Consider the following 22149-nt stretch of genomic DNA (forward strand, 5'->3'; position numbering starts at 1 on the left):
AATGCTCAATATTAAATCGGCAATACGGACTAAACAATGAAACAACACGAAACGGCAGATAATTCTCAAGGCCAGCTTTATATTGTACCTACTCCTATCGGGAATTTGTCTGATATTACCCAACGTGCGCTCACCGTATTACAAGCCGTTGATTTAATTGCTGCTGAGGACACCCGCCATACGGGTTTACTGCTGCAACATTTCGCGATCAGCGCCCGTCTGTTCGCTCTGCACGATCACAATGAGCAACAAAAAGCCGAAACGCTGGTGGCGAAACTCAAAGAAGGGCAAAACATTGCGCTGGTATCCGATGCCGGTACGCCGCTGATCAACGATCCTGGTTATCACCTGGTGCGCACCTGTCGCGAAGCCGGTATCCGCGTCGTGCCGTTACCTGGCCCTTGTGCCGCCATTGCTGCCCTGAGCGCCGCAGGTTTGCCTTCTGACCGTTTTTGCTATGAAGGATTTTTACCCGCCAAATCGAAAGGCCGTCGCGACACGCTGAAAGATCTCGAAGCCGAACCGCGCACGCTGATTTTCTATGAGTCCACCCATCGCCTTCTGGAAAGTTTAGAAGATATGGTCACCGTGTGGGGCGAATCACGCTATGTGGTGCTGGCCCGTGAATTGACCAAAACCTGGGAGAACATCCACGGCGCGCCGGTTGGCGAGCTGCTGGCCTGGGTGAAAGAAGACGAAAATCGCCGCAAAGGCGAAATGGTACTGATTGTTGAAGGGCATAAAGCGCAGGAAGAGGCGCTACCGGCCGAAGCGCTGCGTACGCTGGCGTTGCTGCAAACCGAACTGCCGTTGAAAAAAGCCGCTGCGCTTGCCGCCGAAATCCACGGCGTGAAAAAGAACGCGCTGTATAAGCATGCGTTGGATCAGCAGTCCGAATCGTAAGGACGAGCCGGGCAAACGTCGCGTTGCCCGGCTGACTATTCACATATCGCAGTAAAGACACGTGGTTTTCGGATGCAACCACAGGAATGAAGCCGGTAATTGAGTGGTCACTTTCCCTTCCTTAAACTCAGCAAATGCCCGCTGTTTCCCTTCGCCAGAAACCAATAGCAACACTTCTCTCGCCGCCAGAATATCGCGCAAGCCTAAGGTTATTCCCTTCTCGACCGGGATGTTAGCCTGCTTCAGCATCTCGTGGAGCCGGGTGCGCTCATCAAGATGGGTGATATGACAGGCGGGTTCCAGTTGTTCATCCGGCTCGTTCAGTCCTAAATGACCATTTTTGCCGATTCCCAGAACACACAGATCCAGCCCACCTCGCTGGGCAATCTGCTCCACAATCCGCGCACACTCGCTGTCATCGGCGTTGTCAGATCTGAACGAAATGTAGTTTTCAGGCGCCACGCCGAGTGGCTTGAGAATATGCTGCTGCAAGAACACCTCGCACGTCGCCGGGTCTTCTGGCGATAACCCCACCCATTCGTCCAGCTTCACGAAGGTAATCCGGCTGATATCAACCTGTTGTGCGGTGATCTTTTCAACCAACAGCTGATAGGTCAGCACCGGTGTCGCACCCGTCGCGAGACAGATAACAGCATCCGGCTTGCGATGCATAAGGGCTAATAATTGCTCGCTGGCGGCCTCGCTGAGCGAGCGATAATCACTCTGTTCCTGGAATGCGATGCCAGTCATTTACAGAATCCCCAGCGCAGAACCGACGATAGCCAGGACAAATGTCACTGCAATCAGCAGAACCGGATGCGCCTTTTTCACGCGTAAAAGGTAATACATCAACAAGGTGTAGCCCATCGGCAAAATGTTGGGGAAGACCTTATCGAAGAAGTCTTTTTGTAGCGCCACGTTGTGGGTGGCATCAATCGCAAACGTGGTGACGACGTTGATATGAACGTAAGAAGCAATCAGCCCGCCTATTACCGTAATCCCCAGAATGGTGGCCGAACGGGCAATCATCTGCGAATTTTCTCGCACCTTGTCGATCGCTTTTATTCCCACCGTATAGCCGACATGCGTCCAGCCCACGCGCAGGAAGAAAATGGCGAGATAGACAGCAAAGAACAGAATCGGTCCCAGCAGATTGCCCTGGCTGGCAAACGATGAGCAAATCCCGGCCATAATGGGTAATAGCGTAAACCAGAAAATCGCGTCACCAATCCCGGCAATCGGCCCAAACAGCGCGACTTTGAGCCCCTTAATGGTGCTGCGGTTTTCGCCTTTCTCTTCCATCGAGATCAGCAATCCCATCAGGAATCCCACAAGATTTGGGTGCGTGTTAATAAACTCCAGATGATCCTTCATGGCCGCGCTCAGGCCTTCTTTATCGCCTTTGTAGATCTTCTTCAGGAGCGGCAGCATCGCCCACGTAAAGCCGCCCGCCTGCATACGCTCGTAGTTAAAGCTGGCCTGCAGAAGCGAAGAACGGAACCCCAGGCGCGTAATGTCTTTTTTACTGATTTCAGATCCCATTGCTGTAATCCTCTTCATCTTTTTCCGCAGCGGAAGCCTGAGGCTGAGCGGCGTTTTTGGCTTTAGCGTTAAAGAACTCATACACCGCAAATCCAGCCCCTAGCACAGCGACCGGCAGCAGGTTGCTGACCTGGATGTAACAGACAAACAAGAAACCGGCGATCAGGTAAGGGATGTACTGCGCTTTGAACATCACGCGCAACAGCAAGCCGAAACCGACAGCAGGAAGAATGCCACCCGCGACTTCAAACCCGTGTGTCAGCCAGGCCGGCATGGCTTTGACCAGCGCCTGCATCGCGCCTTGCGCAAGATAGGTGCAAAGGAACGTAATCACCGCGTAAGTGCAGGCCACAATCAGGGTTGTTGTCCAGTTAAGACGGGCGAAGCCAGCGGTGTTTGTCTCTTTCGCATACCGATCGGCTTTTGACATAAACAGGGAAAATGCCGAGTAGAAAAACAGAATGACGTATTGCATTAACAGGCTAAACGGCAGCCCCAGCCCGATGGCCGTTTTGGCATCGACACCGGTAGACCAGGCAATGACGGTGGTCATCACGCCAGCCATGATGGGGTTGGGTGGCTGCACGCCACCCGCTGGTGTTAGACCCGCGAAGGCCAGCTCGGTTAAACCGCCAGTGATCAAGCCGATATGGATATCACCCAAAATCGCCCCGGTGAGCGTACACACGATAATAGGACGAAACAGAAACAGCGCTTCCAGCCAAAAATCAATCCCTAAGAAAAACACTAACGCGGCCAGGGAAATCCCCTGAATCAATGTTATTTCATGCATTTTTATTGCCTCGTAATAGCGACTTTAGTTTTTGAATGTCGAGACAGGGCGATTAATCAGGAACGCTCTCTTTCGCATCCCCCGGGACATCCTGGATAAAGAGATTCACACCGCTGTGCTTGATAAAGTGCAGATCGTTGAGATCCCGGTCATCGACATAAACCTTGCTGCTGATCTGCCGTTTGCCTTCCGAGAAATGCATATTCCCGACGTTAACGTCTTTCAGCGGCACGCCGGCTTCGATCAGCTTCCTGACGATCTCCGGCGTACGGCAAATCAGGAAGATCTTCTGATGCGGTGCGGCCTTGGAGATGATGGCGGCCGTCTTTTCGATCGAAAAAAAACGAATACCAAAACCGTAGGTATCCGCGGTGATCCCCATCAGCTTTTGCTGGATCTCGTCTTTCGCGACGTCGTCATCGACGACAATCAGTAAATTCGCGCCGAGGGTTGAGGTCCACGTGACCCCAACCTGACCATGCACCAGGCGGTTATCGATCCGGGTTAATAAAATATTAGGAGCGCTCATATTCTTCATTCCTGCTCATAGTGTGTTGTGTATTGCGTGAGTTTTTATAAAACGACGGCGGAGTCGAGCACGAGTTTATTGGCCGAGCCGCAAACGTTGATTTTGTTTCTTACCACCTCTTTCATGGCGTCCATACCGACACGCATGTAAAAGCGTGGATCGTTTCCCTGCGGATTTTCGTTGAACCACTCTTTGACGGCAGCGGAAAACGCGATTTTCAGTTCCGTCGCCACGTTGACTTTGCAGACCCCTAGCGCGATCGTGCGGCGCACAAATTCATCTGGAACATCGCTTGCGCCGTGCAGTACGAGCGGAATGTCCACGACGTCACGGATTTCACCCAGACGCTGAAAATCAATTTTTGGCCGATGGGTATACAGCCCGTGCGCCGTACCAATCGCCACGGCCAGGCTGTCCACCCCCGTCAGTTTCACAAAGCGTTTAGCTTCCTGCGGATCGGTCAAAAATGCGCTTTCGGCGTCCACGCTCATATCGTCTTCCACACCGCCCAGACGTCCCAGCTCGGCCTCGACGCTGCAGTCATTGAGATGGCAGAATTCCACGACGGATTTCACCAGCGCCACGTTCTGCTCAAACGGGAAGTGGCTGCCGTCGATCATCGCGCTGCGCACGCCTGCATTGACCTTGCGGCGAATGTCGTCCAGCGACTCATGGTGATCGAGATGCAGCGCCAGCGGCATGTCGTAGCTGAGGGAATACGCGCTGCACAGCGCGTAAATCTCTTCCAGCGCGATATGTTTAAAGGTGCCAGGCGTCCCGGCCAGAATCACTGGCGATCGCATTTCGCTGCACACTTCCAGGATCGCCTGGATCGTTTCGGCGTTATGAATGTTGAACGCCGGAACCGCATAGCCTTTGGCCTGCGCATCCTGCAGAAGGTATTTCGTTGAGATAATGCTCATAATGCGCTCCTGTTAAGCCAGCCAGGGGTGAATAACGACGCCCTGCACCACACGGTTTACCGTGCCGCTGGCGGAGGGGGTGTCCGGGGTATTTCCAACGCTGATAGATTGCGTGAGCGCAAAGACCTGCGCATACATCAAGAAGCAGAACGCCAGCTCGACATCCAGGAATGGGCGTGAAGAAGGCAGCAAAATATGCGGACCCGCTTCGACAACCGGATCGGTGTCCGCAGCCAAGGCCAACACGCGCAGAGCCTGCTGGTCACGGCGTAATTCGGTCAGCAGATCGAGATCGTACTGGCGCGTATACGGATGGCTGGAAACAAAAACCACCACCAGCGTTTCATTATCTACCAGTGATTTAGGACCGTGGCGGAAACCGGTTGGTGAGTCATAGAATGCGACCACTTTTCCCGCCGTGAGCTCCAGCACTTTTAGCGCGGATTCTCGCGCTGCGGCCTGCAATCCGCCGCTGCCGAGATAAACGATCCTTTTCCAGGCGTCAGCGCCAAATACACCGTGGTTGAAATCGCCCAGTGACGAAAGGATCGTTTGGCAGCGCTCTGCCACGTCGTGGAAAGAGGCGCTGTTGATCGTTTTCGGATCAAAGACCGCCAGACAACTTGCCATCATGGTGGTGATGCTGCTGGTCATTGCAAATCCGCGATCGTGCGTCTCGGGCGGCATCAGCAGCGCAAAGGCGTTATCGCTGTCGACTGCGTTCTGATAAAGACTCCCGGCTTCGTTGCAGGTAATCATCAGGTGATAGCATTCGGGGACAAACTGATTTGCCAGCTCAACGGCAGCAACGCTTTCTGGGCTATTGCCGGAACGGGCGAATGAAACCAGCAGCAGAGGGTGCGCTGGACTCAAATAATCCATCGGGTTAGTCACGAGATCGGTGGTTGGAATGGCACTAAAATTATTCCCGGTGTGGCGCGAAAGCCACGGAGCGATAATATCGCCGATAAATGCCGATGTTCCCGCGCCCGTCAGGACGATCCGCAGATCCTTTTTGCTGAGCAACGGCGAGAGAAAACGATCGAGGCTCTGTCGAATCGTGTCGATATGGTGTAGAGAACGGCTCCAGCACTCAGGTTGCTGACGGATCTCTTTTTCCGTCCAGGTGCCGGTGGCGGTAGGGGTGTCTGGCATAACTCAGTCCTTAGTAATGTGAAATCCACATCAGACGCGATCATCAGTGCCTTGTCTTTCGTTTCGTTTCACTTGTTCGATTAATTAAAATCTATAGAAAGGGAAGTGAAAGGTCAATGCCAGTAAAAGAAATAAAACGAAATTTGTGATCGAGGAAAGGAACGATTTGAGTAACGCATTAACTTTTATAGATTTATTTTATTTTCCATCGAGCAATGCTTATTAATCGAAAGCAAAAGAAAGGCCCTACGCGATTAACGTAAGGCCAAAGTATCGCAGAGTGAAAGGGCTAAGGGGGAGAGCCTGCCCGGAATGCAATTTAAGATAATGGGTTTGCTAAAGAAACAATGAGCGCGAGGCTAAATGCCTTCTTCTACGGGTTTTTCTTCGCGACAGCGCCCCAGTTCATCCACCAGGCTGGTCAGCCCGCGATGCCCGCACTCAAGCGCCTGCAAGCGAAACGCCTCGCTGCTTAACCCGTCGCGCTCCATCACCATTTCCAGCAGGAGCTGCATATTGGTTCCCGCGATCACTTCCCAGCCGGGTTTTTTCAACGCCATGGTTGATGCCACACGGAACGGGGTGCCGCCCAGTAAATCGGTCAGAAAGACGATATCTTCCTGACTGTCCAAATCGCTTATCGCCTGCTCCAGCTGCGAAGTCAGGAGCGCGGTGGTCGAGGTTTCAGGAAAATCGATGGCAATAAATTGCGCTTGCTCACCGAGGATTTGCTTCATCGCCTTTTCGAGACCGCTGGCGAATCCGCCGTGGCCACAAAGAATAATGCCTAACATCTCAAACCCCTTGTTTACAGGAAGTGACAGAATTTACCCACGACGCCCAATACCACCGTGATGCCGATGAGGCGCAACGGACTCCAGCCACGACGCACCAGCCAGAACATGGTGAGGGTGTAAACCAGCGGCAAAAATGCGGGCATCAGCTTGTCGATAACATCCGTTTGCAGTTTCACCACCGCGTCACCAGCCGTAATTTCCAGCGTGGTGTTCAGGCGCACATAGGTCGCCACCAGCGCGCCGATGACCGTCATCCCCACAATGGACGCTGCATGGCCGACTTTTTTGGTGTTGGCCTTAATCAATGGGATCGCGGCGACGCCCATCCGATAAGCATAGTGCGCCAGGCCAAAACGCAGTCCCAGATGTACCACGTTGAACATCACAATGAATACGACCGCCCCCAGGATCGAACCTTGTAGCGCGAGGCTGGCTCCGATGCCGCCGCAGATGGGCAGTAACGTCAGCCAGAACATCGCGTCACCAATCCCACCGAGCGGAGCGCCCACGGCAATCTTAGTGCTCTGAATACTGTTTACGTCCTGTTTGGATCGCTCCATCGCCAGAATAATGCCGATAACAAAGGTGACCAGAAACGGGTGCGTGTTGAAGAATCCCATATGGCCTTTCATCGCGCGGGCAAGATCGCGCTTGTTGGTATGGATTTTTTTCAGCGCCGGCAGCAAACCATATAACCAGCCCGATGCCTGCATACGTTCGTAGTTAAATGAAGCCTGCAACAGCATCGAACGCCAGGCCACGCGGTTGATATCTTGTTTGGTCAACTCCGCGCCGATTTTCTGATCTTCGTAAGTATTTTCGTTCACGCCGGAAAGCAGCGACTCGTCGATCTCTGAAACGGTCGGTAGGGTGGTGTGATTAGATGCCATCTTCGAATTCCTCTTTCTGCGCGCCCGGAGCGGGCTCCGGGGATTTGCGGACAAAATCGATCAGCGCCATTGCGAGCGCTGCAGCGGCAATGGCCAGTACCGGCAATTTAAGCCAGGCGGCTGCCACAAAACCGAGAATGAAATAGGGGATGTAGACGTTTTTCATCATGATTTTCAGCAATACGGCAAAGCCGATGGCTGGCATGATCCCGCCTGCAACGCCAAGCCCGTCAATTAAACGTGCGGGCAGCACATCAATGGCCGTCTTCGCATGTTCCGCGCCGAAGTAAATGGGCAGGAAAGCGCAAAGAAAATAGAAAATCCCGAGTGCCAGCAAAGCCAGATAATTCACCCGCTCAATGCCTGCGGTATCCGCATTCGACGCCATTCTGTCGCAACGTGCCATGACGCCTGACATCACGGAGAACAGGAACGTAATTCCCATTTGCACTGCAACGGCGAACGGCACGGCCACACCGACGGCGACCTCCGGCTTCACGCCTGTGGTAATCGCGAACGTCGTCCCGACAATCGTGCCAATAATGACATTCGGCGGCTGCGCGCCCGCCAGCGGAGCCAGGCCCATCCAGACCAGTTCCAGCGTGCCGCCGGTTAAGATCCCGGTATGCAGATCGCCCAGAATCAAGCCCACCAGCGGCCCCAGCACTACCGGACGGTGCATATGCGTTAAGCCGTTGAACATATCCAGGCCCGCGATAAAGGCGAGAATGCCCAACGCAAACGCCTGCAATAAACTGATTTCCATGGTGAATCCCTCAGAGAAGTTTAAAGAGATCCAAAGCGGGTTCTGTCGGGACGCCCTGAACGAAGCACTCCACCCCAGCGGCTTTCAGACCGTTAAACGCCGCCGTATCGTTGGCGTCTACAGAGACCGTTTTGGCAATTTGCTGTTTGCCATTCGCGTAATGCATATTTCCCACGTTAATACGGGTGACGGGCACGCCGCCTTCTGCGAGCGCCAGGAAGTCGGCAGGGGACTTACAGACCAGCAGAATTCTCTGCCGATCGGCGGCGCGGTGAATATTGTCGATGACCTTTTGCAGTGACCAGAAGCGAACGTCGATACCCTCGGCCAACACCATTTCCATCAGGTTTTGCTGGACAGAATCCTCAGCCACGTCATCGTTGGCGACCAGAACCAAATTTGCGCCCGCAAACCCGACCCACTGCACGCCCACCTGGCCGTGAATCAAACGTTCGTCAATACGACATAAGACAATGTTTGGCATAGTGTTTTCCTGTTGTTGTTATACGTTATGCGGCGTGACACGCTGGCAGGCGTCGTGATATTGACGCAGTATGTCCTGAATGTGGTCAATGATGAGTTCTCGCGGCGTAGCCTTGAGAGCGCCCTCGCGAACTTTGCGGTATTGCAGCGGTAAGTACTGGCTCACAAGCGGTAGCGGAATGGGGTCGTCGGCCAGGTTTCGTACCAGCCGCTCGAACGCGTCGTCGATCTGACTGTCTGGCCAGTAGTACCGAACGCGATCTGAATAGCTGTAGCCGCGTGCCAAACGGCGCGCGTTGCCATCGCCGTGGTAGTGGCTTTGCCAGTATTCCGGGCGATCGAGCATCACGTTTTCCAGCACGTGGCGCAGGCCAGATCCGGCTTTCGCGGGGAGTAATTCTTCTTCAACCGCCGCCAGCGAGAACAGAGCCTCACGCAGGGCAAAAGTGAGTGCCGGACCGACTTTTAGAATCGCAAAATGATCTTTCACCAACTGGCGCAGCGCCTGCGGCGTCTGGTAATCGGTGGAGTGAGCTTCAAACACCAGCGTGTCGTACTCTTCAACCATCGCACTCAGCGCCGCCGCTTTTTGCGGTTGATAGTCAATCACGTGGGTGTGGTCGAACTCAACGCCGGGCTGAACCACCAACCCGATGATCCGTGACCAAAGATCGGTTAACCCTTGCTTCTCGAAAGCAAGGCGATGGGCTGCAAGCGTTGCGCGTGCCGCATCCGGTGTCGTGACTTCCAGTTCGCTCAGCGTTTCGTGAGCACCGCCGGGCACGGGCACTTCGGTGCCGATGATGTACACCAGATCGGACTGTCCAAAGCATTCGCCGCTGGTTTCTTCGGCTATCTTCGCCAGCCGTGCGGCGCGTGTCGCGACGATCTCATCCGTCAGAGGAATCGGATCGTCCTCGCAAGACATGCTGCAATCGAGGTGGATCTTCTTAAAGCCTGCTGCCACGTAGCTTTTGATAAGCGTTTCCGCATTTGCCATGGCTTCGTCAGCGGTGAGGTGTTGCCAGCGATTTGGGCCAAGATGATCGCCGCCCAAAATGAGCATGGAGCGGGGAAAACTCAGCGCGTCCGCAAGCTGGTGGACGAAACCACGGAAGTCGGCAGGCGTCATGCCGGTGTAACCACCAAACTGATCCACCAGGTTGGATGTGGCTTCAATCAGCAAAGCGGTGTTGTGCGTGTGGGCGAATCGAATTGCGGCTTCAAGTACCAGTGGATGTGCGGAGCACACGGCATAAATTCCGTTTGCCGCGCCTTGTTTGTGCATTTCCACCATTTCAATAAGATGTTTCACTTTCCTCTCCACTTCGGATGGCTATGACATTTATCTTTCGTTTTGTTTCTGTTTATACTGCTGCATGGTGACGTAAAAATAAAACGAAAGATAATAGTTTTCCGATCTGTTTCACAAAAGAAACATAACGAAAGGTTTCAGCACTTTTCATCGCTACCGTGACGACGCCAGTGGGGCTTGCATTCCACTAAAAGAAAGGTGTTAATAGCTCAATCGAAATGAAACGAAAGATTTTTAAAGGAGCTCTTATGAGCAGCAGCGATTCATCCGCGGAAAAACGCGTGACGGGCACGAGCGAAAGGCGTGAGCAGATAATCCAGCGGTTACGGCAGCAGGGAAGCGTACAAGTTAACGATCTTTCTCAGCTTTATGGCGTCTCTACGGTCACGATCCGTAACGATCTGGCCTTTCTGGAAAAGCAGGGCATTGCCGTTCGTGCCTACGGCGGGGCGTTGATCTGTGACGGTAATACGCCTGGCGTCGAGCCCTCTGTTGAAGACAAAAGTTCGCTCAATACGGCAATGAAGCGCAGCATTGCCCAGGCGGCGGCGAATCTGATTAAACCCGGCCATCGCGTGATTCTCGATTCGGGTACCACCACCTATGAAATCGCACGCATGATGCGACAGCACAGCGATGTGATCGCCATGACAAACGGCATGAACGTCGCTAATGCGTTGCTTGAAGCGGAAGGCGTGGAGCTGCTGATGACCGGCGGTCATTTGCGTCGGCAGTCGCAGTCGTTTTATGGCGATCAGGCTGAGCAGTCGTTGCAAAACTATCACTTTGATCTGCTGTTTTTGGGCGTGGACGCCATCGATCTCGATCGCGGCGTCAGCACCCACAATGAAGACGAAGCGCGGCTTAACCGAAAGATGTGTGAAGTCGCAGAGCGGATTATTGTTGTGACGGATTCGACCAAGTTTAATCGTTCAAGTCTGCATAAAATTATTGATACGCAACGCATTGATATGATTATTGTCGATGAAGGGATCCCGACGGACAGTCTGGAAGGACTGCGTAAAAACGGGATTGATGTGATTCTCGTGGCGGGGTAATGGTTTTAAAATCGCCCTCTGCGTGAGAAGAGGGCGATCGGGTTTACTGCAAATCAGGTCACCGGAGCCGGGTTAAACACGGCCAGCTGGTTGTGCAAGCCCCATTGATCCGAGAAGGTTTTTTTGCGGCCACTCGCCACATCAAGAATAAAGTGGAACAGTTTCCAGCCCACGTCCTCAATGCTCTCTTCACCGGTAGCAATGGTGCCCGCGTTGATATCCATCAAGTCATACCAACGGTTTGCCAGTTCGGTGCGGGTTGCCATCTTGATAACTGGAACCGCCATCAGGCCGTATGGCGTACCGCGACCCGTGGTGAAGACCTGCACCGTGATACCCGAGGCGACCTGCTGCGTGCCGCAGACAAAATCGCTGGCGGGCGTTGCGGCATAAATCAAACCGCGTTTGGTCGGACGTTGCCCTGGCGAGAGCACTTCTGAAATCGCACTCTGGCCAGATTTCGCAATCGAACCCAATGCTTTTTCCACCACGTTTGCCAGACCGCCTTTTTTGTTGCCAGGGGACGGGTTCGCGCTGCGGTCGGTTTGACCCAAATCGAGATAATTATCGTACCAGGCCATCTCTTCCAGCAGGCGTTTGCCCACCTCTTCGTTGATGGCGCGCGGAGTCAGCAGGTGGATCGCATCACGTACTTCGGTCACTTCCGAGAACATCACCGTTGCGCCGCAACGCACAAACAGATCCGACGCGTAGCCGACGGCCGGGTTTGCCGTCACGCCAGAGAACGCATCGCTGCCGCCACACTGTGTGCCGACCACCAGCTCTGAAGCCGGGCAGGTTTCGCGTTGGCGTTTGTTGAGCCTTTCCAGATGGCGCGTGGCAACCTGCAGAATGTCGTCCACCATCGATCGAAAACCGACGTGATGTTCATCCTGCAAACGCACAATGCTTGCGCTGTCCACGGGAATCGCTTTGACATCTTCAGTGCCCTGTAACAGGCGTTCTGGCTGGAGCTTTTCGCAGCCCAGACCAATCACCATCACTTCACCGCCGAAATTTGGATTCAGCGAAATGTTGTGGATGGTTCGGATTGGCACAACGGCCGCCGGCGCGTTAATCGCCACGCCGCAGCCATACAAATGGTTGAGGCCCACCACGCCGTCGACGTTGGGGTATTTTGGCAGCAAATCACGTTCGATGATTTTGACCACGTAATCCACCACGCCCGCCACGCAATGCACGCTGGTGGTAATGCCGAGCAGATTTTTGGTGCCCACGCTGCCGTCGGCATTGCGATAGCCTTCGAAAGTGTACCCTTCCAGCGGTGGCAGCGGCTCAGGCACGCGGGTTGCCAGCGGTAGGGTATTGAGCGGTGGTGCTTCTGGCAGTTCGACGAGCGATTCATCAATCCAGCTGCCCTGCGGCACGGCGCGTACTGCGTAACCGATGATTTCGCCATAACGGACGATTTCACCGTGCGCAGGAATATCGACCAGCGCGACTTTATGTCCCTGGGGAATATGCTCAATCAGTTCCAGGCCATCGGGAAAACGCGTTCCTGCTTTTAGGCCGTTGTCGTTAACAATAATCGCCACATTATCAGTGTCGTGTACTTTTATATAGAACGCCGTCGGCGACGTTTGTCGAATTTCGATGTCGGCCATTGTTCAGTATTCTCCAGCGAAAAGTAGATATTAAATGTCGTTAAGAGTGTGCTTATTTTCTTATTAGAAAAAAATAAAGACGCTGCCTTCTTTAATAAAGAATGTCAGGACTTACGGGATAAAAATGTGATCAAGATCACCCATCAGGTCGCGCACTGACGGCGTCTGCCGGGGAATGCGTAAATCTGTGCATTAGCGCCCAAGGGGTTGTGCATATGCTCAATATAATATGCTTGAAGGCTATGATAATTGAGCAATGCAACAATGTGCAGGGCGAGGGTGATGTCTATACTTAATCACGATTTCATTGCATCTGGTTAATTAACTGATATTGCCTGCTATCGATAATAATCAGTATAGATTTCTCTCAAAATAATAAAAAAACCAACATCGATGTGCCCGAGGAAATAAATATGTCACTAGATACTGCTGTAGAAACAAAAAAGGGTATTCATACCCGTCATTTAATATTACTGATTATTTTTATTGTCACGGCGGTTAACTACGCTGACCGCGCGACACTTTCTATTGCCGGGACCGAAGTTGCGAAAGAGCTGCAGTTAAGCGCGGTATCGATGGGGTATATCTTCTCTGCGTTTGGCTGGGCGTATCTGCTGATGCAGATCCCTGGCGGCTGGTTGCTCGACAAGTTTGGCTCGAAGAAAGTCTACACCTATAGCCTGTTCTTCTGGTCTTTGTTTACGTTCTTACAAGGTTTCGTCGATTTCGTGCCGCTGGCGTGGGCAGGCATCTCGATGTTCATCATGCGCTTTATGCTGGGCTTCTCCGAAGCACCGTCTTTCCCGGCTAATGCCCGTATCGTTGCGGCCTGGTTCCCGACGAAAGAGCGTGGGACGGCATCCGCCATTTTCAACTCTGCACAGTATTTCTCGCTGGCGCTGTTCTCGCCGCTGCTGGGCTGGTTGACCTTTGCGTGGGGCTGGGAACACGTCTTTACCGTGATGGGCGTTATTGGCTTTGTGCTGACCGGGATGTGGGTCAAGTTTGTTCACAACCCAACCGATCATCCACGTATGTCGGCTGAAGAGCTGAAGTTCATCACCGACGGTGGCGCGGTGGTCGATATGGACCATAAAAAGCCAGGCGATAAAGCGGCGAGTGGTCCAAAGCTTCATTACATCAAACAGTTATTGACCAACCGCATGATGCTCGGCGTATTTTTTGGTCAATACTTTATCAACACCATCACCTGGTTCTTCCTTACCTGGTTCCCGATTTATCTGGTGCAGGAAAAGGGCATGTCGATTCTGAAAGTCGGCCTGGTGGCGTCTATCCCTGCTCTGTGCGGTTTTGCAGGCGGAGTGCTGGGCGGCGTGTTCTCAGATCATCTGATTAAAAGCGGTAAGTCGATTACTCTGGCGCGTAAGTTGCCGATTGTGCTCGGAATGCTGTTGGCTTCATCCATTATCCTGTGCAACTACACCGACAACACTGTCCTGGTCATTGCTCTGATGGCCCTGGCGTTCTTCGGTAAAGGTTTTGGTGCACTAGGCTGGCCAGTGATTTCTGATACCGCGCCAAAAGAGATTGTGGGCCTGTGCGGTGGCGTGTTCAACGTCTTCGGTAACGTGGCGTCGATTGTCACCCCGCTGGTGATTGGCTATCTGGTAAGTGAACTGCATTCATTCAATGCGGCTCTGGTCTTCGTTGGCTGCTCTGCGTTGATGGCGATGTTCTGCTACCTGTTCGTAGTAGGCGACATTAAACGTATGGAATTGCAGAAATAATTGAAGGTATAAGCGATGAGTAACGAGATTTTCCCGAACAAGTTTAAAGCGGCCCTGGCGGCGAAAGAGATTCAGATTGGCTGCTGGTCTGCGCTGGCAAGCCCCATCAGCACCGAAGTGCTTGGTCTGGCCGGTTTCGACTGGCTGGTGCTGGACGGCGAACATGCGCCGAACGATATCACCACCTTCATCCCGCAGCTGATGGCGCTCAAGGGCAGCCACAGCGCGCCGGTGGTACGCGTGCCGACGAATGAGCCGGTGATCATCAAGCGCTTGCTGGATATCGGTTTCTATAACTTCCTGATCCCGTTCGTGGAAAGTGTGGAAGAGGCGGTTCAGGCCGTGGCGTCTACCCGCTATCCGCCGGAAGGTATTCGCGGCGTATCGGTTTCTCATCGCGCCAATATGTTTGGCACCGTGCCGGATTACTTTGCGCAGTCCAACAAGAACATCACGATTCTGGTGCAGATCGAGAGCCAGCACGGCGTGGATAACGTTGATGCTATCGCGGCAACTGACGGCGTAGACGGCATCTTTGTTGGCCCAAGCGACCTGGCGGCGGCGTTCGGACATCTCGGCAATGCCAACCATCCGGAAGTGCAACGCGCTATTCAGCACATTTTTGAACGTGCAAAAGCGCACGGCAAGCCGAGCGGCATCCTTGCACCTCTTGAAGCGGACGCCCGTCGTTACCTGGAATGGGGCGCAACATTTGTTGCCGTCGGCAGTGACCTTGGCGTGTTCCGCTCTGCCACGCAGAAGCTCGCCGATTCCTTTAAAAAATAACCACCACTGAGATAAAGAGAGACGCAATTATGACAATGAAAGTTGGTTTTATTGGCCTGGGTATCATGGGTAAACCAATGAGTAAAAACCTCATCAAGGCCGGTTACTCGCTGGTGGTTTCTGACCGTAATCCAGAAGTGATTGCTGAGTTGATTGCCGCTGGCGCAGAAACGGCCACTACCGCAAAAGCGATTGCTGAGCAGTGCGATGTCGTGATCACCATGCTGCCAAACTCCCCGCACGTCAAAGAAGTGGCGCTGGGTGAGAACGGCCTGATCGAAGGCGCGAAACCGGGCCTGGTGCTGATCGACATGAGTTCTATTGCGCCACTGGCGAGTCGCGAAATCAGCGATGCGCTAAAAGCGAAAGGCGTAGAAATGCTGGATGCACCGGTCAGCGGCGGAGAGCCAAAAGCCATCGACGGAACGCTGTCCGTGATGGTAGGCGGCGATAAAGGCACGTTCGACAAATATTACGACCTGTTGAAATCCATGGCCGGTTCCGTTGTGCACACCGGTGATATCGGTGCGGGCAACGTCACCAAGCTGGCAAACCAGGTGATTGTGGCGTTGAACATCGCTGCGATGTCCGAAGCGCTGACCCTGGCCACCAAAGCGGGTGTTAACCCGGATCTGGTGTATCAGGCGATTCGTGGCGGGCTGGCGGGAAGCACCGTGCTGGATGCCAAAGCGCCGATGGTGATGGATCGCAATTTCAAGCCGGGTTTCCGTATCGACCTGCATATCAAAGATCTGGCGAACGCCCTGGATACCTCGCACGGCGTCGGCGCGCAATTGCCGCTCACCGCTGCGGTGATGGAGATGATGCAGGCGCTGCGTGCCGATGGCCTGGGTAATGCCGACCATAGCGCCATTGCTTGCTACTACGAAAAACTGGCGAAAGTGGAAGTCACTCGCTAACAAAGACGGGCGCGGGAACGCGCCCGGTATTTTTGCCGCGTGCAGTAACAGGCTACAACTATGAAAATCGTAATCGCCCCTGACTCTTATAAAGAAAGCCTGTCTGCCGCCGAGGTAGCTCAGGCCATAGAAAAAGGATTTCGGGAAATATTTCCTGATGCTCAGTATGTTTCTGTGCCTGTCGCCGACGGTGGCGAAGGCACGGTCGAAGCCATGATTGCCGCCACGCAAGGGACAGAACAACACGCGGTTGTCACAGGGCCACTGGGCGAAAAAGTAAAAGCCTGCTGGGGGATTTCTGGCGACGGCGCAACGGCGATTATCGAAATGGCCGCTGCCAGCGGTCTGGCGCTTGTTCCTGCCGCACAACGCAATCCGCTGATCACCACATCGCGTGGAACGGGCGAGCTGATTCTGGATGCGCTGGATAAAGGCGCACGAAATATCATTATCGGTATTGGCGGCAGCGCCACGAACGATGGTGGGGCCGGCATGATGCAGGCGTTGGGGGCCAAACTGTGTGACGCGAACGGCAAAGCGATTGCCTTTGGCGGCGGCAGTCTGATGGCGCTCAACAGCATTGATGTGTCCGGACTGGATCCGCGTCTGAAAGACTGCACTATCCGCGTGGCCTGCGATGTGACCAATACGCTGGTGGGTGAACACGGGGCCTCGCGTATTTTTGGCCCGCAAAAAGGGGCCGACGAAGCGAAAATTGTTGAGCTGGATAAAAATCTTAGTCATTTCGCGGACGTCATTAAGCAGTCTCTGCATATCGACGTTAAAAACGTGCCCGGTTCGGGTGCCGCAGGCGGTATGGGCGCGGCTCTGATGGCGTTCCTGGGTGCAGAATTGCGCAGCGGGATTGAGATTGTCACCCAGGCATTGAACCTGGAAGAACATATCCACGATTGCACCCTGGTGTTGACCGGCGAGGGCCGCCTCGACAGCCAGAGTATCCACGGAAAAGTGCCTGTGGGTGTGGCGAATGTCGCCAAAAAATACCATAAACCCGTTATCGGTATTGCGGGCAGTTTGACCCCTGATGTTGGTGTTGTGCATCAATATGGTATCGATGCCGTATTTAGCGTGCTGAACAGTATTGGCTCGCTGGAAGAGGCATTCCGTGGGGCCTATGACAATATTTATCGGTCTTCGCGTAATATCGCCGCAACTTTGCAGGTGGGGATGCGCACGCAAGGGTGACAGCGGCGCGCAAACCCTCTATACTTCGCGCCGAAGCTGACCAGACAGTCGCCGCTTCGTCGTCGTCCCCTTTCGGGGGGAGACGGGCGGAGGGGAGGAAAGTCCGGGCTCCATAGGGCAGGGTGCCAGGTAACGCCTGGGGGGGAAACCCACGACCAGTGCAACAGAGAGCAAACCGCCGATGGCCCGCGCAAGCGGGATCAGGTAAGGGTGAAAGGGTGCGGTAAGAGCGCACCGCGCGGCTGGTAACAGTCCGTGGCACGGTAAACTCCACCCGGAGCAAGGCCAAATAGGGGTTCACAAGGTACGGCCCGTACTGAACCCGGGTAGGCTGCTTGAGCCAGTGAGCGATTGCTGGCCTAGATGAATGACTGTCCACGACAGAACCCGGCTTATCGGTCAGCTTCAACCATTCAACAAAACGCCCCGCACAGTGCAAACTGAGCAGGGCGTTTTGCTATGAGCTAGTCAACCAGATGAATGACTGTCCACGACGCTCTTTATGAAAGAAAGCGGCTTTTCGGTCAGCTTCAACTCTTATAAAACCCCGCTTCGGCGGGGTTTTTGCTTTTGAGTCATCGGGGCAGCAGAGGAATGACTGTCCATGACCTTTTACCCAAAAGAAAGCGGGTTATCGACCAGTTTCAGCGTTTTATAAAACTCCGCTTGGGTGGTTTTGGGCTTCTGGGGGTAAGAAGGTACTCGTTAGTCATCAAGAAGAATTCTCATATTTGCGACAGTAAGCACATTTCACTGCTTTTCATTTAAATCCTGCTCCATCGAACAAGTTAACGATCTCAATCACAAAATTACACACTGCAAAATGGCAATTTCTTGGTGTTGGACTGATGTTAATTTTGTGTATTTTATGTGTCTGAGTTTTTTCTTATTCATTAATGATAATTTCAGATTCAATACATTTAGCATGTGAATGTGTGACGCGTTCTACTCTTTCCACTTATCAAAACCTAATTTTATAATTTTATTTGATAAACCATAAAATTGTTTAATCGGATTAACGATTAATTATTAAACTTTAATTGTCTGAAATATAGCCTTTATTCCTGGTTGATAATTTCCATAACTACACCTTGGTTATCCCCATAAAATAAAATTATCTCTGGCAATTTAGTTGATCAATATCAGGCAATATAACGATTGATATAATTGTAACTTGTTGATAATTATGATTTTAAATTGGTTTTTTGGAGTGAGTGAACTCGGTTGAAAAGTAATTTGTGAGTAACAGCACATCCCTCATTCATCATTAATGGGTACAATTATGCATCGGGATACGGAAATAAGAGCAGAATATAATGAACACTATTATTCTACCGAAAACGCAACACCTCGTTGTATTTCAGGAAGTCATTAAAAGTGGATCCATTGGTTCTGCCGCCCGTCAGCTCGGCCTTACGCAGCCAGCAGTCAGCAAAATTATCAACGATGTCGAATCTTACTTTGGCGTCGAACTGATTGTGCGCAAAAACACGGGCGTGAAGCTCACCAGCGCCGGGCAAACGCTACTGGCTTACTCAGAATCCATCACCCGCGAAATGAAGAACATGGTCAGCGAGATGAACAGCCTGAGCTTCAGCACCGTCATCGACGTGTCGTTCGGTTATCCGTCGTTAATCGGTTTTACCTTCCTCTCGAGCATGCTCAAAAAATTCAAGGAAGTGTTCCCAAAAGCGCGAGTCTCGATGTTTGAAGCGCAGCTCTCTTCATTTTTGCCCGCGATTCGCGATGGGCGGCTGGATTTTGCTATCGGAACGCTCAGTGATGAAATGCTCCTGCAGGATTTGCACGTAGAGCCACTGTTTGAATCCGAATTTGTGTTGGTGGCCAGCAAATCACGAACGTGCACCGGCCCGACAACCCTGGCATCGCTCACGCACGAGCAGTGGGTGATGCCGCAAACCGATATGGGCTATTACAAAGAATTACTCACTACCCTCCAGAATAACCACATCAGCATCGAAAACATCGTTCAGACTGATTCCGTTGTCACTATTTATAACCTGGTGCTTAACGCTGATTATCTCACCGTTATTCCCCGTGACATGATCGCTCCCTTTGGCTCCGATCAATTTATCGTGCTCCCTGTGGAAGAAAAATTACCTGTCGCACGCTATGCGGCAGTATGGTCAAAAAATTATCGTATTAAAAAATCCGCTTCGGTATTAGTGGAGTTAGCGAAGCAATACTCTGCGCAAAACAGTGAAAGGCGAAAGCAATTTGTCATAACAGAATAACGTACTCAACTTTTAAATTTTTAACTATACGGCGATTTCTATAAGCGTCGACACCCAGGCTTTGCTTAAAATATCATATTATTATAAAGAGGATTATATGCACATTACTTACGATCTTCCGGTGACGATTGAAGACATACAAGCCGCTCGAAAACGACTGGCTGGCAAAATATATAAAACAGGTATGCCACGTTCTAATTATCTTAGCGAGCGTTGCAAAGGTGAAATATTCCTGAAATTTGAAAACATGCAACGCACGGGTTCATTTAAAATCCGCGGAGCATTTAATAAATTAAGTTCGTTGACTGAAGCGGAACGACGTAAAGGCGTGGTGGCCTGTTCAGCAGGAAACCATGCTCAGGGTGTCTCCCTTTCCTGCGCTATGCTGGGTATCGACGGCAAAGTGGTAATGCCGATGGGGGCGCCAAAATCCAAAGTGGCCGCGACCCGTGACTACTCGGCTGAAGTGATCATGCATGGCGATAACTTCAACGACACCATCGCTAAAGTCAGTGAAATCGTGGAGATGGAAGGACGCATCTTTATTCCACCTTACGATGATGCGCTGGTGATTGCCGGGCAGGGAACGATTGGTCTTGAGATCCTCGAGGATTTATACGACGTCGATAATGTGATTGTGCCTATTGGCGGCGGCGGGTTAATTGCCGGTATTGCTACCGCCATAAAATCTATTAACCCCACAATTAACATTATCGGTGTGCAATCCGAAAATGTTCATGGAATGGCGGCATCATATTATGCCGGTGAAATAACCAACCATCGAACGACAAGCACCTTAGCTGACGGCTGTGATGTTTCTCGTCCAGGGAAATTAACATTTGAAATTGTACGTGAATTAGTCGATGACATTGTCCTGGTGAGTGAAGACGATATTCGTAACAGCATGGTGGCGCTTATTCAACGCAATAAAGTCGTGACCGAAGGCGCGGGTGCACTGGCGACCGCCGCATTATTAAGTGGAAAATTGGATCATTATATTCAGGGACGGAAAACAGTCAGTATTATTTCCGGTGGTAATATCGATCTTTCACGCGTTTCCCAAATTACCGGTCTCGTCGACGCATAAATAAGGACAGATTATGAGCAATACTGAAAGTATTATTGTCAGTCAGACAAAAACAACGTCCTGGCGAAAATCAGATACGACCTGGACGTTGGGGTTGTTTGGTACTGCCATCGGCGCGGGCGTTTTATTCTTCCCTATTCGCGCCGGTTTTGGCGGGCTGATCCCCATCTTACTGATGCTGTTATTGGCATACCCAATTGCCTTTTATTGCCACCGTGCACTGGCGCGCTTGTGTCTGTCCGGCAGCAATCCATCGGGCAATATCACCGAGACGGTAGAAGAGCATTTCGGTAAAACCGGTGGCGTGGTGATCACCTTCCTCTACTTCTTTGCCATTTGCCCTTTGCTGTGGATTTACGGCGTCACCATTACTAACACCTTTATGACTTTCTGGGAAAACCAGCTCCAGATGCCTGCGCTGAACCGTGGCTTTGTGGCCCTGTTCCTCCTGTTGCTGATGGCGTTTGTAATCTGGTTTGGTAAAGACCTGATGGTCAAGGTGATGAGTTTCCTGGTGTTCCCGTTTATTGCCAGCTTGATTCTGATTTCCCTGTCGTTGATTCCTTACTGGAACTCGGCGGTGATCGACCAGGTCAGCATGAGCGATCTCTCCTTCACCGGGCATGACGGCATTCTGGTCACCGTCTGGCTGGGGATTTCCATTATGGTCTTCTCCTTTAACTTCTCACCGATCGTCTCCTCTTTTGTGGTGTCGAAGCGGGAAGAGTACGAAGGCGAGTTTGGTAAAGAATTTACCGAGCAGAAATGTTCCAAAATCATCGGCCGCGCCAGCATGCTGATGGTCGCCGTGGTGATGTTCTTCGCCTTTAGCTGCCTGTTTACGCTCTCTCCGCAGAACATGGCAGAGGCCAAAGCACAGAACATTCCGGTACTTTCTTACCTGGCAAACCACTTCGCCACGATGTCAGGCACCAAATCGACATTCGCCACCGTGCTGGAATACGGCGCGTCGATCATCGCGCTGGTCGCCATTTTCAAATCCTTCTTCGGCCACTATCTGGGCACGCTGGAAGGGCTGAACGGCCTGGTGCTGAAGTTCGGCTACAAAGGCGATAAAAAGAAAGTCTCCGTCGGCAAACTGAACACCATCAGCATGATCTTTATCATGGGCTCGACCTGGATCGTTGCTTACGCCAACCCGAACATTCTCGACCTTATCGAAGCCATGGGCGCGCCGATTATTGCTTCTCTGCTATGCCTGCTGCCGATGTTCGCCATTCGTAAAGTCCCTGCGCTGGCGAAGTTCAGAGGCAGAACCGAGAACCTGTTCGTTACCGCGGTTGGTCTGCTGACCATTCTGAATATCGTTTACAAACTGTTCTGATTTATTGCTCAGGAAGAGCGGAG

Annotated in this window: 21 protein-coding genes and 1 other RNA gene; 10 read left to right on the plus strand and 12 right to left on the minus strand. The window is 52.3% G+C overall.

Annotation, left to right across the window (positions count from 1 at the left end; translation table 11 throughout):
- The first annotated feature begins 36 nt into the window (after positions 1-36).
- Positions 37-903, plus strand: coding sequence for a 16S rRNA (cytidine(1402)-2'-O)-methyltransferase (rsmI, locus tag AC0LWE_RS08395; RefSeq protein WP_059177370.1), 867 nt, complete (start codon positions 37-39; stop codon positions 901-903).
- Between the two features lie 39 nt (positions 904-942).
- Here rsmI and AC0LWE_RS08400 read toward each other — a convergent pair whose 3' ends face one another.
- The 11 genes from AC0LWE_RS08400 to kbaZ all read right to left on the minus strand — a co-directional run bounded on the left by AC0LWE_RS08400 (position 943) and on the right by kbaZ (position 10096).
- Positions 943-1653: a galactosamine-6-phosphate isomerase gene (locus AC0LWE_RS08400; RefSeq protein ID WP_202668372.1), complete on the minus strand. Its 711-nt coding sequence runs from the start codon at positions 1651-1653 to the stop codon at positions 943-945.
- On the minus strand, positions 1654-2445 hold the full coding sequence (gene agaD, locus AC0LWE_RS08405) for a PTS galactosamine transporter subunit IID (RefSeq protein WP_059177372.1): 792 nt from the start codon (positions 2443-2445) through the stop codon (positions 1654-1656).
- Positions 2435-3238, minus strand: coding sequence for a PTS galactosamine transporter subunit IIC (gene agaC, locus AC0LWE_RS08410; protein WP_219347344.1), 804 nt, complete (start codon positions 3236-3238; stop codon positions 2435-2437). The genes agaD and agaC overlap by 11 nt, the downstream gene beginning before the upstream one ends.
- A 52-nt stretch (positions 3239-3290) precedes the next feature.
- A complete protein-coding gene (agaB, locus tag AC0LWE_RS08415) occupies positions 3291-3767 on the minus strand; it encodes a PTS galactosamine transporter subunit IIB (RefSeq protein WP_219347345.1) in 477 nt (158 codons plus the stop codon).
- 44 nt (positions 3768-3811) lie between these two features.
- Positions 3812-4690, minus strand: coding sequence for a tagatose-bisphosphate aldolase subunit KbaY (gene kbaY, locus AC0LWE_RS08420; protein ID WP_204771763.1), 879 nt, complete (start codon positions 4688-4690; stop codon positions 3812-3814).
- Positions 4691-4702: 12 nt separating this feature from the next.
- Positions 4703-5845, minus strand: coding sequence for an SIS domain-containing protein (locus tag AC0LWE_RS08425; RefSeq protein WP_219347346.1), 1143 nt, complete (start codon positions 5843-5845; stop codon positions 4703-4705).
- 359 nt (positions 5846-6204) lie between these two features.
- A complete protein-coding gene (gene agaF / locus AC0LWE_RS08430) occupies positions 6205-6639 on the minus strand; it encodes a PTS galactosamine/N-acetylgalactosamine transporter subunit IIA (protein WP_131486388.1) in 435 nt (144 codons plus the stop codon).
- A 14-nt stretch (positions 6640-6653) separates the two neighbouring features.
- Positions 6654-7532 (minus strand): PTS N-acetylgalactosamine transporter subunit IID, encoded by an 879-nt coding sequence (gene agaE / locus AC0LWE_RS08435; RefSeq protein WP_219347347.1) that lies wholly within the window; start codon positions 7530-7532, stop codon positions 6654-6656.
- Complete coding sequence (gene agaW, locus AC0LWE_RS08440) at positions 7522-8298, minus strand: PTS N-acetylgalactosamine transporter subunit IIC (RefSeq protein WP_131486386.1); 777 nt, start codon at positions 8296-8298, stop codon at positions 7522-7524. Before agaW ends, agaE begins: the two co-directional genes overlap by 11 nt.
- Before the next feature lie 10 nt (positions 8299-8308).
- Positions 8309-8782 (minus strand): PTS N-acetylgalactosamine transporter subunit IIB, encoded by a 474-nt coding sequence (gene agaV / locus AC0LWE_RS08445; protein WP_219347348.1) that lies wholly within the window; start codon positions 8780-8782, stop codon positions 8309-8311.
- A gap of 18 nt (positions 8783-8800) precedes the next feature.
- Positions 8801-10096, minus strand: a complete 1296-nt coding sequence (kbaZ, locus tag AC0LWE_RS08450; protein WP_219347349.1) for a tagatose-bisphosphate aldolase subunit KbaZ — start codon at positions 10094-10096, stop codon at positions 8801-8803.
- 248 nt (positions 10097-10344) lie between these two features.
- Here kbaZ and AC0LWE_RS08455 point away from each other — a divergent pair, with 248 nt between their 5' ends.
- The gene (locus tag AC0LWE_RS08455; protein WP_059177382.1) at positions 10345-11154 is read left to right on the plus strand and encodes a DeoR family transcriptional regulator; all 810 of its coding nucleotides are present in this window, start codon (positions 10345-10347) and stop codon (positions 11152-11154) included.
- Positions 11155-11207: 53 nt separating this feature from the next.
- Here AC0LWE_RS08455 and garD read toward each other — a convergent pair whose 3' ends face one another.
- Positions 11208-12779: a galactarate dehydratase gene (gene garD / locus AC0LWE_RS08460; RefSeq protein WP_059177383.1), complete on the minus strand. Its 1572-nt coding sequence runs from the start codon at positions 12777-12779 to the stop codon at positions 11208-11210.
- Positions 12780-13192: 413 nt separating this feature from the next.
- Between garD and AC0LWE_RS08465 the strand changes: the two genes are divergently transcribed.
- From AC0LWE_RS08465 to tdcC, 8 genes are all read left to right on the plus strand, one after another.
- Complete coding sequence (locus tag AC0LWE_RS08465; protein WP_059177384.1) at positions 13193-14527, plus strand: MFS transporter; 1335 nt, start codon at positions 13193-13195, stop codon at positions 14525-14527.
- Positions 14528-14542: 15 nt separating this feature from the next.
- Positions 14543-15313: a 2-dehydro-3-deoxyglucarate aldolase gene (garL, locus tag AC0LWE_RS08470; RefSeq protein WP_219347350.1), complete on the plus strand. Its 771-nt coding sequence runs from the start codon at positions 14543-14545 to the stop codon at positions 15311-15313.
- 29 nt (positions 15314-15342) lie between these two features.
- Entirely contained in the window at positions 15343-16233 is an 891-nt protein-coding gene (gene garR, locus AC0LWE_RS08475; protein WP_059177386.1) for a 2-hydroxy-3-oxopropionate reductase, read from the plus strand.
- A gap of 60 nt (positions 16234-16293) precedes the next feature.
- Entirely contained in the window at positions 16294-17439 is a 1146-nt protein-coding gene (gene garK / locus AC0LWE_RS08480; RefSeq protein ID WP_059177387.1) for a glycerate 2-kinase, read from the plus strand.
- Positions 17440-17471: 32 nt separating this feature from the next.
- Positions 17472-17850, plus strand: an RNA gene (gene rnpB / locus AC0LWE_RS08485) — RNase P RNA component class A.
- Between the two features lie 905 nt (positions 17851-18755).
- Positions 18756-19694, plus strand: a complete 939-nt coding sequence (gene tdcA, locus AC0LWE_RS08490) for a transcriptional regulator TdcA (RefSeq protein ID WP_059177388.1) — start codon at positions 18756-18758, stop codon at positions 19692-19694.
- A gap of 97 nt (positions 19695-19791) precedes the next feature.
- Positions 19792-20781 (plus strand): bifunctional threonine ammonia-lyase/L-serine ammonia-lyase TdcB, encoded by a 990-nt coding sequence (gene tdcB, locus AC0LWE_RS08495; RefSeq protein ID WP_059177389.1) that lies wholly within the window; start codon positions 19792-19794, stop codon positions 20779-20781.
- 13 nt (positions 20782-20794) lie between these two features.
- Positions 20795-22126 (plus strand): threonine/serine transporter TdcC, encoded by a 1332-nt coding sequence (gene tdcC / locus AC0LWE_RS08500; RefSeq protein ID WP_059177390.1) that lies wholly within the window; start codon positions 20795-20797, stop codon positions 22124-22126.
- Positions 22127-22149 lie beyond the last annotated feature (23 nt).

The sequence above is a fragment of the Lelliottia sp. RD5 genome, from assembly GCF_056032945.1.